This is a genomic window from Nitratidesulfovibrio sp. HK-II (assembly GCF_003402415.2).
Taxonomy (GTDB): domain Bacteria; phylum Desulfobacterota; class Desulfovibrionia; order Desulfovibrionales; family Desulfovibrionaceae; genus Cupidesulfovibrio.
Genome location: NZ_AP036014.1, coordinates 2,197,891 through 2,213,801 on the forward strand (window position 1 = coordinate 2,197,891; position 15,911 = coordinate 2,213,801).

Below are 15,911 nucleotides of genomic sequence, written 5' to 3' on the forward strand. Positions count from 1 at the left end.
CGTCAGCAGCGTCCCCGCTCACCACCAAGCCCTGCCGCACTCCCCCGGCCCGCCCCCCGCCCCCCCAACGCTTTCCCTTTATCCACGCTGCCTATACAACGGCACGACACACTCACCGGAGCATCCCATGGAATTCGCGACCCTGGCCGCCATGAGCACCTATGCCGTCGCCATGAGCGTCACCCCCGGCCCCAACAACACCATGGTCATGTCATCGGGCCTCACCTTCGGCTTCTGGCGCACCATGCCCCACCTGCTGGGCGTCTCGCTGGGCTTTCCGCTGATGATCATTGCCGTGGGCCTCGGCATGGACCAGATTTTCGCCGCCGTGCCGCAACTGCACGACTGGCTGCGCTGGGTTGGCTCCGCCTACCTGCTGTGGCTGGCATGGCGTATCGCCACCGCCGCGCCGCCCACGCCGGGCGAAGCGGCAAAAGGCCGCAACGCCGCGCGCCCCATGAACTTCATCGAAGGGGCGCTGTTCCAGTGGGTTAACCCGAAGGCGTGGCTGGCCGCCGTAGCCGGGGTGACCACCTACGTTTCCGGGCATGACGGCGCGGAATCTGCCCTTGCCGCCAACGTGCTTGGCCTGCACGGCGTATCGCCGGAACTGCTGGCGCTTACCGCCGTGTTCGCGGCGATGGCCTTCCCGTCCTTGGCCCTTTGGTGCGCGGGCGGCACGGCCCTGCGCGGGCTGCTGCATTCGCCGGTGGCGGTGCGCTGGAGCAACGCGGTGATGGGCGCGCTGCTGGCCATTTCGGTATTTTCCTTGTTCTAGCAGGCTATTGAAAAGCCAAGACATTGCGGGGGAGGGACCCTTTTGTAAAAGGGCCTCCTCCCCCGACCCCCTCCCCAAAAAACTTTTATTTGTATTCCCAGCATATTACGCGAATATAAAAAATGGGGTTCCAAGGGGCACCAGCCCCTTGGCCGCCGGAGGCGTCCAAAACAAACCCCAACCAAAGCTGACGCGGGCCCGCCCTTTCCAAACCGCGCAAAAGACGCTATGAAGCCCCGGCGGCCACGCCGCCCCCCAACCCGCGCCCCGCGCCGCATATGGCGCGCGCGCCATCATCGCAATTTCCGGAGACAGACATGGCTCTCAGCATAGGCATCGTCGGGCTGCCCAACGTGGGCAAGTCCACCCTGTTCAACGCGCTGACCAAGGCCCAGAACGCCGAGGCGGCCAACTACCCCTTCTGCACCATAGAGCCCAACAAGGCCACGGTGGCCGTGCCCGATGCGCGCATCGACAAGCTGACCGAAATGGCCAAGCCGCAGAAGACCATCAGCGCAACGGTGGACTTCATCGACATTGCCGGGCTGGTGCGCGGGGCCAGCAAGGGCGAAGGGCTGGGCAACCAGTTTCTGGCCAACATCCGCGAATGCGCCGCCATTCTTGAAGTGGTGCGCTGCTTCGACGACGAGAACATCACCCACGTGGACGGGGCCATCGACCCCATTCGCGACATAGAGACCATAGAGACCGAACTGCTGCTGGCCGACATCCAGTCCGCCGAAAAGCGGTACGAGCGCCTGTCCAAGATGTCCAAGTTCGACAAGGAAGCCAAAGCCGCGGCTGACGAACTGGCCCGCCTGCTGGAACACATGAACGCGGGCAACCCGGCATCCACCTTTGAAGGCAAGGACAACGACCTGTTCAAGCAGGCCATGCGCGAAATGGGCCTGATCACCGCCAAGAAGGTCATCTACTGCGCCAACGTGGACGAGGCCAACCTGGACGGCGCCAACGACCACGTGCGCCGCGTGCGCGAACTGGCCGAACAGCGCGGCTGCGACATGGTGGTCATCTGCGCCAAGATCGAGGAAGAGCTTCAGGGCCTTTCCGACGAGGAACAGGCCGAGATGCTGGCTTCTTACGGCATCAAGGAAAGCGGCCTCGTCAGCATCATCCGCACCGGCTACCACACGCTGGGCCTGGCCAGTTACTTTACCGTGGGCGAAAAGGAAGTGCGCGCCTGGACCATCCAGCAGGGCTGGAAGGCCCCGGCCTGCGCGGGCGTGATCCACACCGACTTCGAACGCGGCTTCATCCGGGCCGAGGTTATCGGCTACGACGACTACGTGAAGCACGGCACCGAGGCGGCCTGCCGTTCCGCCGGGGTGCTGCGCGTGGAAGGCAAGGAATACGTGATGAAGGACGGCGACGTGGTGCACTTCCTGTTCAACGTGTAACGCATGCATCGCCAGGCCTGACGCCCCGGAGAACAGATCGCCGGGGCGCGGGCCGTCCCCGCAGCCCCACCGGACGCAAGCCGCCATCCTTGCAAGATGCCAGTCAGGAGGAGGGATGACCGACCTTCAATCGCCACTGCCGGGTGAATTCCTGCTCTACGAAACCGAGGATGGTCACACCCGTGTGGAGTGCCGGTTTGCCGAGGATACGCTTTGGCTTTCGCAGGCAATGATGGCCGAGCTGTTCCAGACTTCGTCACAAAACATCACCCTGCATCTGAAGGCCCTGTACGCAGAGGGCGAAATTACCCCCGAGGCAACCTGTAAGAGTTACTTACAGGTTCGAGCCGAGGGGGCGCGGCAGGTTCGGCGCAGCGTCAAGTTCTACAGTCTCGACGCCATACTGGCCGTGGGCTATCGCGTCCGTTCGCCTCGCGGTACCCAGTTCCGCCGCTGGGCTACGGAACGGCTGCGGGAGTACCTGGTCAAGGGTTTCACCCTGGACGACGAACGGTTGAAGAACCCGCCCGTTGCCGGATCAGCCGTGCCGGACCGCTTTGACGAACTGCTTGATCGCATCCGCGACATTCGGGCCAGTGAACGCCGGATGTACCTGCGCGTGCGCGAGATATTCGCAATGGCGGCGGATTACTCCCCCACGCTGCCGCAAACCACCCAGTTTTTCCGGTTCATCCAGAACAAGCTGCACTTTGCCGTCACCGGCAAGACCGCTGCGGAACTCATTGCCGAACGGGCCGACAGCAGCCTGCCGAATATGGGGCTGACGACGTGGAAATCGGGAAGCGTGCAGAAGGCGGACGTCACCGTTGCCAAGAACTATCTGCACGAACCGGAGATTGGCGAACTCAACCGCATCGTCACCATGTGGTTGGACTTTGCAGAAGACCAGGCCCGCCGCCGCAAGGAAATTTTTCTCAAGGACTGGGCCGAAAAGCTTGATTCCTTCCTGAAATTCAACGACCGCGATGTGCTTGAAGGCGCGGGCCGGATTTCCAAAAAGCAGGCGGACACCCACGCGGAAGGCCAGTATGAGCAGTTTGCCGCACAACGGCGCGCACTGCTGGAAGCCGAGGGGGAAACGTTCAATGTGCGGGCATTGGAAGACGCCGCAAAGGCACTGCCTGAACCGAGCAAAGCTGAAGCACAGGCAAAGCCTTCAACACGCGAAAAACTGCGGCACGGCAAAAACTGACGACCAAGACGACAATCGCAAGAGTGTGTAACGGTTAAGGACAATACCGTGTGAGCATGGCGTAGGCGAACAGACCGCCTGGTCAGCACTCCGCCGGCACAGCTGTGTCAGGAGAATACTATCTCTGTACAGTTTTCATCCCATTGTCCTTGTTGGACGACAAATATCATTTCACATCCATTCTCCAACGAAACACATTCAAACTGGCCGTGGATTTCACCTAAGGAGAATTCGGACTTGAAACAGGAACGGATCGAGTCAATAACCGAACCTGGCAAATCAACACCATTTGCCCGAAACCAGAGCATGTTGCACATTGCAAGGAAGTCATTGACCACTTGACCTTTGGTTTCGGACCGTTCTGGATGCCTTGCGATGTTGAGCACTGACATTTTAAAGACAAGCTTTTTAACAACCCCTTTGACGCCACGAATCGAATAACAATACGTGTTCATAATGTTTATATCATTGGCTGTCGCGGTAGCTGATGCGGAGCAATAATCTCCATATCTCCAGTCGTAGTAATCAGGTATCAGTTCATAATCATCAAGAAAATGCCTAGCATCTTTTGGAAGCCACCCCTCATTTCCTGAAACAGGTTCAGGAAATATCTCAGACAGCCATGTCTGCATAATTCTTTTTATTCCCGAATTGATTCCTGATATATTTTGCGGTCTTGTGCAAGCCACAATCCAAGACCACCTCTTTGCGATATTAACATTAAAGTTAAAGACAATGAAAGACACTACCTTCGCATAAAGAGCCACTGACCTCTTCTTTACATGGAAATCTACCAATACAAACACGCTTTCGTAGGCACAAAACATGGTGAGGGCAAACACGAACGGCACATACAGAACTGTCAAGGATGCGACGGAGACATAGTTCAAGAGAACCTGCTGGTTGAAATACGCCTTCGGATTGCTATACATGTCAAAGCCTGTTCGTACGACGACGAACAATACAATCCCCAAAATCATAAAGCTTGTCATCTTGACGACACGTTGTTCCTCCATCTTCTCCGCGTAAGCGAGTATGATTCCAAAAAAAAGCATGAGTGGAACGCCAATAAAAAACTCAACCAAGAAATCAAACGGATAAAGCCCGAGGAAAAATGAAAACAAAGCCAGCCAAGTCCAACCTGACCTGACAAGAGTGAAAGCGTTTCCAACCATGTTTTTCTGAAATTCTTTCATTTTCCCAAGTGGTATAAATCCTACTGAAACAATCCAGATGAAGGCGTATTTAAGCTGATACACTGTGAATATGCCAAGTTGCTCAAGCAGGTACAAGGAGCCACCAGTGTATGCCAATATGGCAAAACAGACTGAAACTAATTTTTTTCTCAAAGCAGCTTTGACAACCTGAAAAGCGGGCTCCCTTGTCTTCTTGAAAGCAAAGACCAAAGCAACAGCCATTCCAATCCATGAAAGAAGTGCAAGGTCCCTTGTGCTGACAGTGCCTGCAACCGCAAGTGCTTTGCCGTTGAAAGTGGCTAGCAAGAAATGAAGCCCTTCGCTGATATTTAAAAAGAAACCATCCATATCATGTCCCTGCTATACCATTAACCATCGCTACAGACGCACACACGCGGTATCAACTCTGAATAATTGAAGATAAATCCGTTTATCCTGTTTTTCAAGAAAAACCATATTGGAAGCTGAAGCCAAACAGAGAGCAGTGGGAGGATATTCCATCATACATGCACATTAACACCTTGAGGAGCAAACTCTTCCCCTGTACGAGCAACCAGCACAATGTAGCTAATTATAACTCCACCCTCACCCTTGCGCTCGCCCTGCCCCGACGGTATACAAATTCTCCAAACACTTCGGCACATTTCGCGCCGTCAGGACAGGAGCACGCCATGGCAACGCATCCGCAGGCCGGGCAGCGGCCCGAACCTTCGCAACTGGTGGACATTCCGGCGCTGGTCGCCGCCTACTATACCGAGCACCCGGATACCGCCGCGCCCGAGCGGCGCGTGTCCTTTGGCACCTCCGGGCACCGGGGCGGCGCGCTGTCCGGCAGCTTCAACGAGGAACACATCCTCGCCGTCACCCAGGCGGTGTGCGAATACCGCGCGCAGGCAGGCATAACCGGCCCGCTGTTCCTGGGCATGGACACCCACGCCCTGTCGGAACCCGCCCACCGCACCGCGCTGGAGGTGCTGGCCGCCAACGGCGTGTCCACGGTCATCCAGCAGGGCGGCGGCTACACCCCCACCCCGGTCATTTCGCACGCCATCCTCACATGGAACGCGGGCCGCGCGCAGGGCCTTGGCGACGGCATCGTCATCACCCCCTCGCACAACCCTCCGGAAGACGGCGGCTTCAAGTACAACCCGCCCCACGGCGGCCCGGCAGACACCGACGCCACCAAGTGGATTCAGCGCCGCGCCAACGAACTGCTTGATGACGGCAACCGCGCCATGCGCCGCATGCACCTGCGCAATGCGCTGGCCGCCCCGTGCGTGAGCCAGCGCGACTTCGTGCGCAACTACGTGGACGACCTTGCCTCGGTGGTGGACATGCCCGCCATCAAGGCCGCCGGGTTGAAGCTGGGGGCAGACCCGCTGGGCGGCTCGTCGCTGGCCTACTGGCGCCCCATTGCCGAAACCTACGGCCTCGACATCACCGTGGTGAACGACGCGGTGGACCCCACCTTCCGGTTCATGCCGCTGGACAAGGACGGCAAGATCCGCATGGACTGCTCGTCCCCGTGGGCCATGGCCGGGCTGATCGGCCTGCGCGACAAGTTCGACGTGGCCTTCGGCAACGACGCCGACGCAGACCGCCACGGCATCGTCACCGCATCGGGCCTGATGAACCCCAACCACTACCTGGCCGTGGCCGTGTGGTACCTGTTCCGCCACCGCCCGCAGTGGTCGCCGCAGTGCGCCGTGGGCAAGACGCTGGTCACCAGTTCCATGGTGGACCGGGTGGCCGCGTCGCTGGGCCGCAAGGTGGTGGAAGTGCCCGTGGGCTTCAAATGGTTCGTGCAGCCGCTGCTGGAAGGCAGTTGCGGCTTCGGCGGCGAGGAAAGCGCCGGGGCGTCCTTCTTGCGGCGCGACGGCACGGTGTGGACCACGGACAAGGACGGCCTGCTGCTGAACCTGCTGGCGGCGGAAATCATGGCCGTGGAAGGCCGCGACCCGGCGGAACTGTACGCCAAACTCACCGAACAGTTCGGCGCGCCGCTGTACGAACGGCTGCAATCGCCCGCCGGGGCGGAACGCCGGGCCGTGCTGGCCAACCTTTCGCCCGACGTGCTGACCGCCACCGAGCTTGCGGGCGCGCCCATCACCGCCATGCTCACCAAGGCCCCCGGCAACGGGGCGTCCATCGGGGGGCTGAAGGTCATCACCGACGACGGCTGGTTTGCCGCGCGCCCCTCCGGCACCGAAGACATGTACAAGATCTACACGGAAAGCTTCAAGGGTGCCGACCACCTGAAGCGCATCCAGCAAGAAGCCGTGGACATCGTAGACCGGGCCTTTGCGGCGGCCGGGGTATAGACGGCAGGCGGCCCTGCAACGCCGCCTTATAGAAAGACGCGCAGGGCGTTAACGCTCATTGACCGCGCCACCGCTGGCGGCTATGTTCGTCAGCAATTTCACAGACGGACGCCGGAGTGCGTCGACGTTACCCCTGTTGCGGACCGCACCGCGTTTACCGGGCATCCATCAGGCCGCCGCCCCACGCAGGCGCGGCGGCGAAACCACGGCGCACAAAGCGCGCAGGCAGAAGGACGTTCCGATGAAATTCCTGGTCGTTGACGACGACTTCGACAGCCGCAGACTGGTCCAGAAAATCCTTCACCCCTACGGGTATGTCGACATCGCCACCGACGGCGAGGAAGGCGTGCAGGCCTTCAACTCTGCCCTCAAGGACGGCGAACCCTACGACGTTGTCACCCTCGACATCCTCATGCCCAACGCCGACGGGCAGCAGGCCCTGCGCGAAATCCGCGAAATCGAGAAAGAAGAGGGCGTTGCCCCCGAAAAGGCCGTGAAGGTCATCATGATCTCCGGCCTGGACGATTCGCAGGAAGTGCACGACGCCTTCTTTCTGGGCGACGCCGTCAGCTTCATCGTAAAGCCCATCCGCCGCCAGTTGCTGCTGGACGAGATCGAAAAGCTCGGCGTGCACCTCGAAAAGACCGAGAAGTAGGCGCGCCAACGCCCCCTTTTCATTGTGTCGCGGCACTTGCGGGCCGCGCCGTGTCCGGCTATTACCGGTGCACCGGCGCGCTCGCCGCGTTGCCGGTGCGTTCGGCATGTCCTTTCCACCGCAGAAAGGGCAGCGCGTGCCCCGCACCGTTTGCAACAAGGCCGCGCCCCGCACCGTTCGCAACAGCGCCACACACACCGCAGCCGGGCCGTGACCGCCGTGCCCGCGCCGTGCATTCCACCCACCCCCACTGGCCCCCACCACAGGCCGAACCTTTCCAGGAGGCACACATGTCCATTCCCGCCGACCTGCTCTACACCGACACCCACGAATGGGTGCGCATCGAGGGCGACGAGGCCGTCATCGGCATCACCCAGTTCGCGCAGGAACAGCTGGGCGACCTGACCTTCGTCGATCTGCCCGCCGTGGGCGACACCCTGGCCACCGGCCAGGAAATGGGCTCGGTGGAATCGGTGAAGGCAGCCAGCGAACTCTACTCGCCGCTCGCGGGCACCGTCAGCGCCGTCAACGACGCCCTGTCCGGCGCGCCGGAACTGGTGAACCAGTCGCCCTACACCGACGGCTGGATGGTGCGCGTGAAGCTGGACGGCAAGCCCGAGGGCCTGCTCTCCGCCGCCGACTACGAAGCCGTCGTCGCGCGCGACGCCCACTAGCGGCAAGGAGCACCCCATGCCGTTCATCCCGCACTCCCCAGAGGAGGTCCGGGAAATGCTCTCCGTCATCGGCGTGCAGAGCATCGAGGACCTTTTCGTCGATATTCCGGCAGAAATGCGCCCGCGCAGCTTCGAGCTGCCCCAGGGCCTCAGCGAAATGCAGGTGCTGGCCAAGATGGAAGAAATGGCCGCCCGCAACCGCACCGACGTGGTCAGCTTTCTGGGTGGCGGTTTCTACAACCACCACATCCCGGCCGCCGTCGATGCGCTGGTCTCGCGCGGTGAATTCTACACCGCCTACACCCCCTACCAGCCCGAAGCCTCGCAGGGCACCCTGCAGGCCATCTTCGAGTACCAGACGGCGGTGTGCCGCCTGCTGGACATGGACTGCGCCAACGCCTCGGTCTACGACGGCGGCTCGGCCATCTTCGAAGCCATGATGATGGCCGTGCGCGCCACCAAGCGCCGCAAGCTGGTCATCGACGAGGCCGTCAGCCCCATCTGGCGCACCATGCTGGCCTCGTACACGTCCAACCTCTCGCTCGACCTGGTCACCGTGCCGCAGGTGGACGGCAGGTCGGACATGGCCGCCCTGAAGGCCGCCGTGGATACCGGCTGCGCCGCCGTGGTGGTGCAGAACCCCAACTTCTTCGGGGTGGTGGAAGACTTCACCGACCTGTTCGCGCACGCCAAGAGCCAGAAGGCCGCCTCGGTCATTTCGGTGTACCCGGTCATGCAGTCGGTGCTGAAAACGCCCGGCGAAATGGGCGCGGACATCGCCGTGGCCGAAGGCCAGTCGCTGGGCCAGCCGCTGAGCTTCGGCGGGCCGTACCTGGGCATCATGACCTGCACCAAGGACATGGTGCGCCAGATGCCCGGCCGCATCGTGGGCCGCACCAACGACACGGAAGGCCGCACCGGCTACGTGCTCACGCTGCAGGCGCGCGAACAGCACATCCGCCGCGCGAAAGCCACGTCCAACATCTGCTCCAACCAGGCCCTGTGCGCCCTGCGTACGCTGGTGCACCTGTGCCTGCTGGGACCGGAAGGCCTGACCCGCACGGCCGAGCTTTCCATGGAACGCGCCCGCTACGCCATGGACCGGCTTACCGCCATCGCCGGGGTGCGCCCGCTGAACACCGCCCCCTTCGGCAACGAATTCGCCGTGCGGCTGCCCATTCCCGCCTTCGAGGCGGTGGACAGGCTTACCGCGCGCGGCTACGTGCCCGGCTTTCCCGTGGGGCGCTACTACGCGGGCATGGACGACGTGCTGCTGGTGGCCTGCACCGAAAAGAACAGCTTCGAACAGGTCGGCATTCTGGCCGAAATGCTGGGAGGTATCCTGTGAAGACCGCCTTCGCCGCATCCGTCCCAGGCCGCACCGCCTGCCTGCCCGCAGAGCCGAAAATGCACGCGGCGGACATGCTGCCCGCAAACCTGCTGCGCGCCACCCGCCCCGCCCTGCCCGAACTGGGCGAGCTGGACGTGGTGCGCCACTTCACGCGGCTGTCGCGCCTGAACTTCGGGGTGGATTCCAATTTCTACCCCCTCGGCTCGTGCACCATGAAGTACAACCCCAAGTTCACCGAACAGGTGGCCGCCCTGCCCGGCTTTACCCGGCTGCACCCGCTGATGGCCCAGCTGAAGGGCGCGGGCCAGTACACCCAGGGCGCGCTTGAGGTGATGTGGGAGACCGAGCGCCTGCTGTGCGAGATCACCGGCATGCGCGCGTTCACCCTGCACCCCATGGCGGGCGCGCACGGCGAGCTTACCGGGGCCATGCTCATCGCCGCCTACCACAAGGACAAGGGCAACCGTAAGACCAAGGTCATCTGCCCCGATTCCGCCCACGGCACCAACCCCGCATCCGCCGCGCTGGCCGGGTACGAGGTGGTGAACATCGAATCGAAGGACGGCATGGTCGACCCGGACGCGCTGGAAGCCGCCCTGGACGACGACGTGGCCGCCCTGATGATGACCTGCCCCAACACCCTGGGGCTGTTCGAAAACCACCTGCCGCGCATTGTCGAAAAGCTGCGCGCGGTGGACGCCCTGCTCTACTACGACGGCGCGAACCTGAACGCCATTCTCGGCAAGATGCGCGTGGGCGACGTGGGCTTTGACGTGGTGCACCTGAACCTGCACAAGACCTTCGCCACCCCGCACGGCGGCGGCGGTCCCGGTGCCGGTCCGGTGGGCGTCAGCGAACGGCTGGTGCCGTACCTGCCCATCTCGCGGGTGGAAAAGCTGCACGACGGCCGCTACTACCTGAACTACGACCACCCGAAGTCCATCGGCTTCATGGCCCCGTTCTACGGCAACTTCGGCGTGCTGCTCAAAGCATATGCCTACATCCTGCGCCTGGGCGGCGAAGGGCTGGAACGCGTGTCCGAATACGCGGTGCTCAACGCCAACTACCTGCGCAAGCGGCTGGAAAAGGTGCTGGAAATCCCCCACGACCGCATCTGCATGCACGAGTTCGTGGCGTCCGCCTGCAACCACGCAGAGTGCGGCATCCGCGCGCTGGACGTGGCCAAGGCCCTGCTGGACAAGGGCTACCACGCCCCCACCATCTACTTCCCGCTCATCGTCAAGGAATGCATGATGTTCGAGCCCACGGAAACCGAGAGCAGGCAGACGCTTGACGAATTCGCGGACGACCTCATCGCCATCCTGGAATCGGCGGCCCAGAACCCCGACGCGCTGCACGCGGCCCCGGTGACCACGCCGGTGCGCAGGCTGGACGAGACGGCGGCGGCCCGCAACATGGTGCTGACGGATGACGCCTAGCACCCGCTACGACATGATCATACTCGGAGGAGGGCCCGGCGGAAGCCGGGCCGCCTTCGATGCGGCGGCGCGCGGGCTTTCCGTGGCGCTGGTGGACCGTGACGGCCTGGGCGGCACCTGCCTGAACTGGGGGTGCATCCCCACCAAGCTGCTGCTGGGGGCCACCGCCGCCCAGCCGCTGCTGGAAACGCAAAAGAAGCTGAAAGGTGCCGCTGGCCACATCACCTTCGACCTGCCCGCCCTGCAACAGCGCAAGGACAGGTACGTCAAGGGCAGCCGCCAGGCTCTGGAAAAGCGCCTGAAGGCGGCGGGCATCGCCGTGTACGCGGGCGAGGGCCGGGTGACGAGCGGACGGCAGGGTGACGCCGACGGCGAGCTGTCCGTCACCGCCACGCAGGCCGACGGCGCCACGCAGGAAACCCGGCTCGGCTGGGGTACCCTGATCGTGGCCACCGGCTCCACCCCGGCCAGCTTTCCCGGCCTTGCCGCCGACGGCGCGGCGGTGCTCGACTCCACCGCGCTGCTCGACGTGACCGAGGCCCCGGAAAGCCTGATCGTGGTGGGCGGCGGGGCCATCGGCCTGGAGATGGCCGACTTCTTCTCGCGTCTTGGCTCGCGCATCACCATCGTGGAAGGCATGGCCCGCCTGGCCCCCACCGAGGACGCCGAAGTGGGCGACACCCTGCGCAAGGTCTACGCGCGCGAGGGGTGGATCATCCACACCGGGCGCAAGGTGGCCTCGCTGGCAACCGTAAGCGAGGGGAGTGATGCCCACGCCGTGCTGCGCTTCGAGGACGGCGAGGAGCTTTCCGCCAGCAAGGCGCTGCTGGCCGTGGGGCGCAAGCCCGCGTCGGCCGGACTGGGGCTGGAGGCGCTGGGCGCGACCCTGCGCGGGCCGGGATGGGTGCAGACCGACGAGTTTCTGCGTGCGACGCCGCACGTGTACGCCATTGGCGACGTGAACGGCCGCACCCTGCTGGCCCACGCGGCGGACCATCAGGCCCGCTACGCGGTGCGCCACGCCTGCGGCGACACGGCAGCGGGCTACGACGCTGGCGTCATGCCCGCGTGCATCTATGGTCACCTTGAGGTGATGCGCGTTGGCCCTACCGCGGAAGAATTGAAGAATGCGGGATTTTCCCCCCGTGTTTCGCGCTCCATGCTCATTGCCAATCCCATTGCGCAGGCGTATGGAACGACGCAGGGTTTCATCAAGATCGTCTGGGTTGACGGGCATATCCGGGGCGTGACCGCCGTGGGACATGGCGTGTCGCACCTGGTGACGCTGGCGGCCGTGCTTGCGGGAGGGAGCGGCACTGTCCAAGGCTGGACCGCGCACGACGCGGGGAATGTCATTTTCGCCCACCCGACGCTGGATGAAGCCCTGGAAGCCGCAATGGAGGCTTTGCAAGAGCCCGCGTGACGGCGAGCGGCCCGCGAAAATTCGGAAAGATTGTGTCTAAAACGCAGAAGGGTCTTGTCACGGCCATTTTTTGTCGGTAACTTGCACAATATGAAGATAATTCCGGGCTGGAGTTTTTACCTGCGTCAACATCAGCTATTTTGGAGGCTCCCATGAAAATCTCGAAACTTCTGACTCTGGTTGCGGCGCTCATGCTCGTCTGCGCCGCCCCGGCCTTCGCCGCCGGTCAATCCACCCTTGTTCCCAAGATCGCGAGCTTCGACTTCTTCGTGGACTACTCCGGGTCCATGATGATGTCGCACGAGAAGCTCGGCAAGAACAAGATGGAACTGACCAAGAAGCTGATCTCGGCCATCAACGCCAAGATCCCGGCGCTGGGCTACGAAGGCGGCCTGCACACCTTCGCCCCTTCGACCGAAATCCAGCCCGTGGCCGCGTGGGACAAGGCGTCCTATGAAAAGGCCATCAAGAAGCTGAACGAAAACGAAGACACCTTCGCCCGCATGACCCCCATGGGCACCGGCCTGCAGAAGGCCACCTACGCCAAGGCCATGAAGCGCAAGGCCGCCATGATCATGGTCAGCGACGGCGAATCCAACCTGGGTTCCGACCCCGTGGCCGAAGCCAAGCTGCTGCTTTCCACCAACCCGGGCCTGTGCCTGCACGTCATTTCCATGGCCGACAAGCCCGCCGGCCAGGCCACCCTTGACGCCATCGCCAAGCTGAACGGCTGCGCCGTCACCGCCAAGGGTCCCGAACTGCTGGCCAACGAAGCCGCCCTCGACAAGTTCGTGCGTGACGTCTTCTACGAAGAAAAGGCCGCCCCCGCCGCTGCCGCCGCCCCCATGGACGAAGTGATCGTGCTGCGCAGCATCCAGTTCGCCCTGAACTCGGCCAAGCTGGACGCCACCGCCACCAGCATCCTTGTGGAAACCGCCGCCATCCTGAAGACCAAGAAGGGCTCGGTTGAAGTTGCCGGTCACACCTGCAGCCTCGGCACCGACGAATACAACCAGAAGCTGTCCGAAGCCCGCGCCAAGTCGGTCAAGGACTTCCTGGTCAAGCAGGGCGTCGAGTCCTCGCGCCTGATCACCAAGGGCTTCGGCGAGTCCAAGCCCAAGTACGACAACAGCACCGAAGAAACCCGCAAGCTGAACCGCCGGGTTGAGCTGTCCATCCTCAAGTAGCACAACGGATTCCTGAGGCCCGGCGGGGAAACCCGCCGGGCCTTTCCGCAAACGGAGACGAGGACGATGAAGCAAGGCCGCATCGCGATGGCCGCAAAGGCCCTGACGCTGCCCGTTACCCTGGCCCTGGTCCTGACCGGGGCTGTCTGCGTTTCTCAGGCTGACGCGGCGGAGAACGCCGCCACCACCCAGCAGACGCAACAGACGAAAAAGACCGCTGCCAAAGCGACGGACAAGACCGCCAAGGCCGCCGTGCAGAAACCGGCCCAGGCAGCCAAGCCCGCCCCCAAGACCACTCAGGTCGCCAAGGTGGCCCCGGCCAAGAAGCCCTTGGGTGAAACCATCGAGGACGTGCACAACAAGCTCGATACCCTCGCCCGCGCCAAGCTGCGCCACATGAACGAAAGCCTGCGCCCCTGCCAGACTCGCAAGGACGTGGTGCAGAACGGCAACGAATACGTGGCCCGCTACCTGGCAGTGGACACCGACTCGCTCTCCACCGACGTGCACGACGCGCAAGGCCCCGGCGCCAAGTACGTCGGGCTTATCGTCTACCACGAGCAGGAATACGAAAGCCGCGCCGCCACCAAGGAAGCCGCCCTCACCGGCAGCTTCACCATGGTCAAGGCCCGCCGCGTCACCGAAATCATCCGCTACGACAAGGGCAAGTGGATCGACTAGCGATCCTTCGCCCGCTTCGGCCCGAAACATCACGCCGCACGGACTGCCTGTCCGTGCGGCGTTCGGCTTTCAAAACACCTGAAGGGCAAAGGCACGTCGCCGGCCCCATGCCCGACGCGCAACCGGCCGCTCGGCCACGTGCCCTCCGTTCCACATCTTGCACACCTCCCGGTGTTCACCACGCCCCCCGGGTGATGCCTGGTGCCGCACTTCTCGCGTGCGACCTTTGGCATGTTCCGGCACACTGACCCGCCACATTTTTTTCGCCCCCCTCTTGACGGATCGCGTTCTCTGCGCAATAAATGATACAAGAAATCATTACTAATAAATCCTTCAAAAGGAGTCCTTGAACATGAGCTGCCCCACGCAACAGGAATACCCCGTCTCCGCCGTTGTCGGTCGTCCGGTCAAGCCCTTCACGCTGGAAACCTACGACCCCACCGAAGGCTCCTTCGGCCAGATTTCCCTTGAAAAATTGCAGCAGGACCGCAAATGGACCGTGCTGGTCTTCTACCCCGCCGACTTCACCTTCGTGTGCCCCACCGAACTGGCGGACCTTGCCGAGCGCCACGCTGCCCTGAAGGACATGGGCGTGGAGGTCATCTCGGTGTCCACCGACACCAAATTCTCGCACCTTGCCTGGCGCAACTCCGAGCGCTTGCTGGAAAACGTGCGCTACCAGATGGCCGCAGACCCCACCGGCGCGGTCTCGCGCTATTTCGGCGTGTATGACGAGAGCGCGGGCCTTGCCCTGCGCGGCACCTTCATCATCAACCCCGAAGGGGTGCTGGTGGGGTCCGAGGTGAACTTCTACAACGTGGGCCGCAACGCCGCCGAACTGGTGCGCAAGATGCAGGCCAACAAGCACCTGCGCGACCATCCCGCCGAAGCCTGCCCCGCCCGCTGGGAACCCGGCGCACGCACCCTGACCCCCTCCGAAAAGCTGGTGGGCAAGGTGTACGAAGACCTCATCCCCTAACGTTGCGGACAGCCCGTGCAACACGGCCGCCCCCGGCGTCGCCTCGTTTGGGTAGTCCCGGAACGGCCTACACGGCCGGGCCGACGGGGTTGACCGGGTTGCTACTACGGCACGCAAAAACGCAGCGGGGCACGATGCAAGTCGTGCCCCGTTCGGATTCCTGGCCTGCGCCAGGCCGCGCACTGCCATGCTACAGCCCCGTTGCAGCCCCGTTGTTACGCGGACGACATGGCCCCTGCCCCTTGCCTGCCCCCCTGAACGGCCATACATGGAAATGGGCGCACATCGACATGCGCCGGGAGGACACATGACCAACCAGCACGGCACCACGCAGGGTCCGGCAGCAGCCCGCGCCGCAGCAGCGGCGGATACGGCCGCCCCGGCGTCGGGGTTCAAGGAAGTGCTGCTTTCGCCCGGCGATTGCAGCGGTTGCGGCGCATGCACGGAGCTGGCCCCGGACATCGTGGGCTGGCGCGAAGGGGATGAAAGGCCGTTCCTTGTCAGCGACGTGGCCCCGGACGGAGTGCTGACGGAACTGATGGCCTTCTGCCCGGAAGGGTGCTTCGAGGGCGGCGACGAATCCTGACCTTAAGGAC

At 62.9% G+C, this 15,911-nt stretch carries 14 protein-coding genes; 13 read left to right on the forward strand and 1 reads right to left on the reverse strand.

Annotated elements, in window-relative coordinates; genetic code table 11:
• Positions 1-127: 127 nt before the first annotated feature.
• From RVX_RS08920 to RVX_RS08930, 3 genes are all read left to right on the forward strand, one after another.
• Positions 128-778: a LysE family translocator gene (locus RVX_RS08920; RefSeq protein WP_116305590.1), complete on the forward strand. Its 651-nt coding sequence runs from the start codon at positions 128-130 to the stop codon at positions 776-778.
• Positions 779-1,095: 317 nt separating this feature from the next.
• Complete coding sequence (gene ychF, locus RVX_RS08925) at positions 1,096-2,196, forward strand: redox-regulated ATPase YchF (protein ID WP_116305591.1); 1,101 nt, start codon at positions 1,096-1,098, stop codon at positions 2,194-2,196.
• A 115-nt stretch (positions 2,197-2,311) separates the two neighbouring features.
• Positions 2,312-3,409 carry a virulence RhuM family protein gene (locus RVX_RS08930; RefSeq protein WP_116305592.1) on the forward strand — a complete coding sequence of 366 codons (1,098 nt, stop codon included), beginning with the start codon at positions 2,312-2,314 and terminating at the stop codon, positions 3,407-3,409.
• Between the two features lie 107 nt (positions 3,410-3,516).
• On the opposite strand, the gene RVX_RS08935 is transcribed toward RVX_RS08930, so the two are convergent.
• Complete coding sequence (locus RVX_RS08935; protein ID WP_147307515.1) at positions 3,517-4,953, reverse strand: hypothetical protein; 1,437 nt, start codon at positions 4,951-4,953, stop codon at positions 3,517-3,519.
• 323 nt (positions 4,954-5,276) lie between these two features.
• On the opposite strand from RVX_RS08935, the gene pgm reads away from it, so the two are divergent.
• The 10 genes from pgm to RVX_RS08985 all read left to right on the forward strand — a co-directional run bounded on the left by pgm (position 5,277) and on the right by RVX_RS08985 (position 15,901).
• A complete protein-coding gene (gene pgm / locus RVX_RS08940) occupies positions 5,277-6,926 on the forward strand; it encodes a phosphoglucomutase (alpha-D-glucose-1,6-bisphosphate-dependent) (protein WP_116305593.1) in 1,650 nt (549 codons plus the stop codon).
• A gap of 241 nt (positions 6,927-7,167) precedes the next feature.
• The gene (locus RVX_RS08945) at positions 7,168-7,581 is read left to right on the forward strand and encodes a response regulator (protein ID WP_116305594.1); all 414 of its coding nucleotides are present in this window, start codon (positions 7,168-7,170) and stop codon (positions 7,579-7,581) included.
• 290 nt (positions 7,582-7,871) lie between these two features.
• Entirely contained in the window at positions 7,872-8,255 is a 384-nt protein-coding gene (gcvH, locus tag RVX_RS08950) for a glycine cleavage system protein GcvH (RefSeq protein ID WP_116305595.1), read from the forward strand.
• A gap of 16 nt (positions 8,256-8,271) precedes the next feature.
• The gene (gcvPA, locus tag RVX_RS08955) at positions 8,272-9,603 is read left to right on the forward strand and encodes an aminomethyl-transferring glycine dehydrogenase subunit GcvPA (RefSeq protein ID WP_116305596.1); all 1,332 of its coding nucleotides are present in this window, start codon (positions 8,272-8,274) and stop codon (positions 9,601-9,603) included.
• Positions 9,600-11,045, forward strand: coding sequence for an aminomethyl-transferring glycine dehydrogenase subunit GcvPB (gene gcvPB / locus RVX_RS08960; RefSeq protein WP_116305597.1), 1,446 nt, complete (start codon positions 9,600-9,602; stop codon positions 11,043-11,045). The genes gcvPA and gcvPB overlap by 4 nt, the downstream gene beginning before the upstream one ends.
• Positions 11,035-12,468, forward strand: a complete 1,434-nt coding sequence (locus tag RVX_RS08965; RefSeq protein ID WP_116305598.1) for a dihydrolipoyl dehydrogenase family protein — start codon at positions 11,035-11,037, stop codon at positions 12,466-12,468. Before gcvPB ends, RVX_RS08965 begins: the two co-directional genes overlap by 11 nt.
• A 152-nt stretch (positions 12,469-12,620) precedes the next feature.
• Complete coding sequence (locus RVX_RS08970) at positions 12,621-13,655, forward strand: OmpA family protein (RefSeq protein ID WP_116305599.1); 1,035 nt, start codon at positions 12,621-12,623, stop codon at positions 13,653-13,655.
• A 66-nt stretch (positions 13,656-13,721) separates the two neighbouring features.
• On the forward strand, positions 13,722-14,336 hold the full coding sequence (locus RVX_RS08975) for a hypothetical protein (RefSeq protein WP_230404500.1): 615 nt from the start codon (positions 13,722-13,724) through the stop codon (positions 14,334-14,336).
• Between the two features lie 352 nt (positions 14,337-14,688).
• Complete coding sequence (locus RVX_RS08980; RefSeq protein WP_116305600.1) at positions 14,689-15,315, forward strand: peroxiredoxin; 627 nt, start codon at positions 14,689-14,691, stop codon at positions 15,313-15,315.
• Positions 15,316-15,622: 307 nt separating this feature from the next.
• Positions 15,623-15,901 (forward strand): ferredoxin, encoded by a 279-nt coding sequence (locus tag RVX_RS08985; RefSeq protein ID WP_116305601.1) that lies wholly within the window; start codon positions 15,623-15,625, stop codon positions 15,899-15,901.
• Positions 15,902-15,911: the final 10 nt, after the last annotated feature.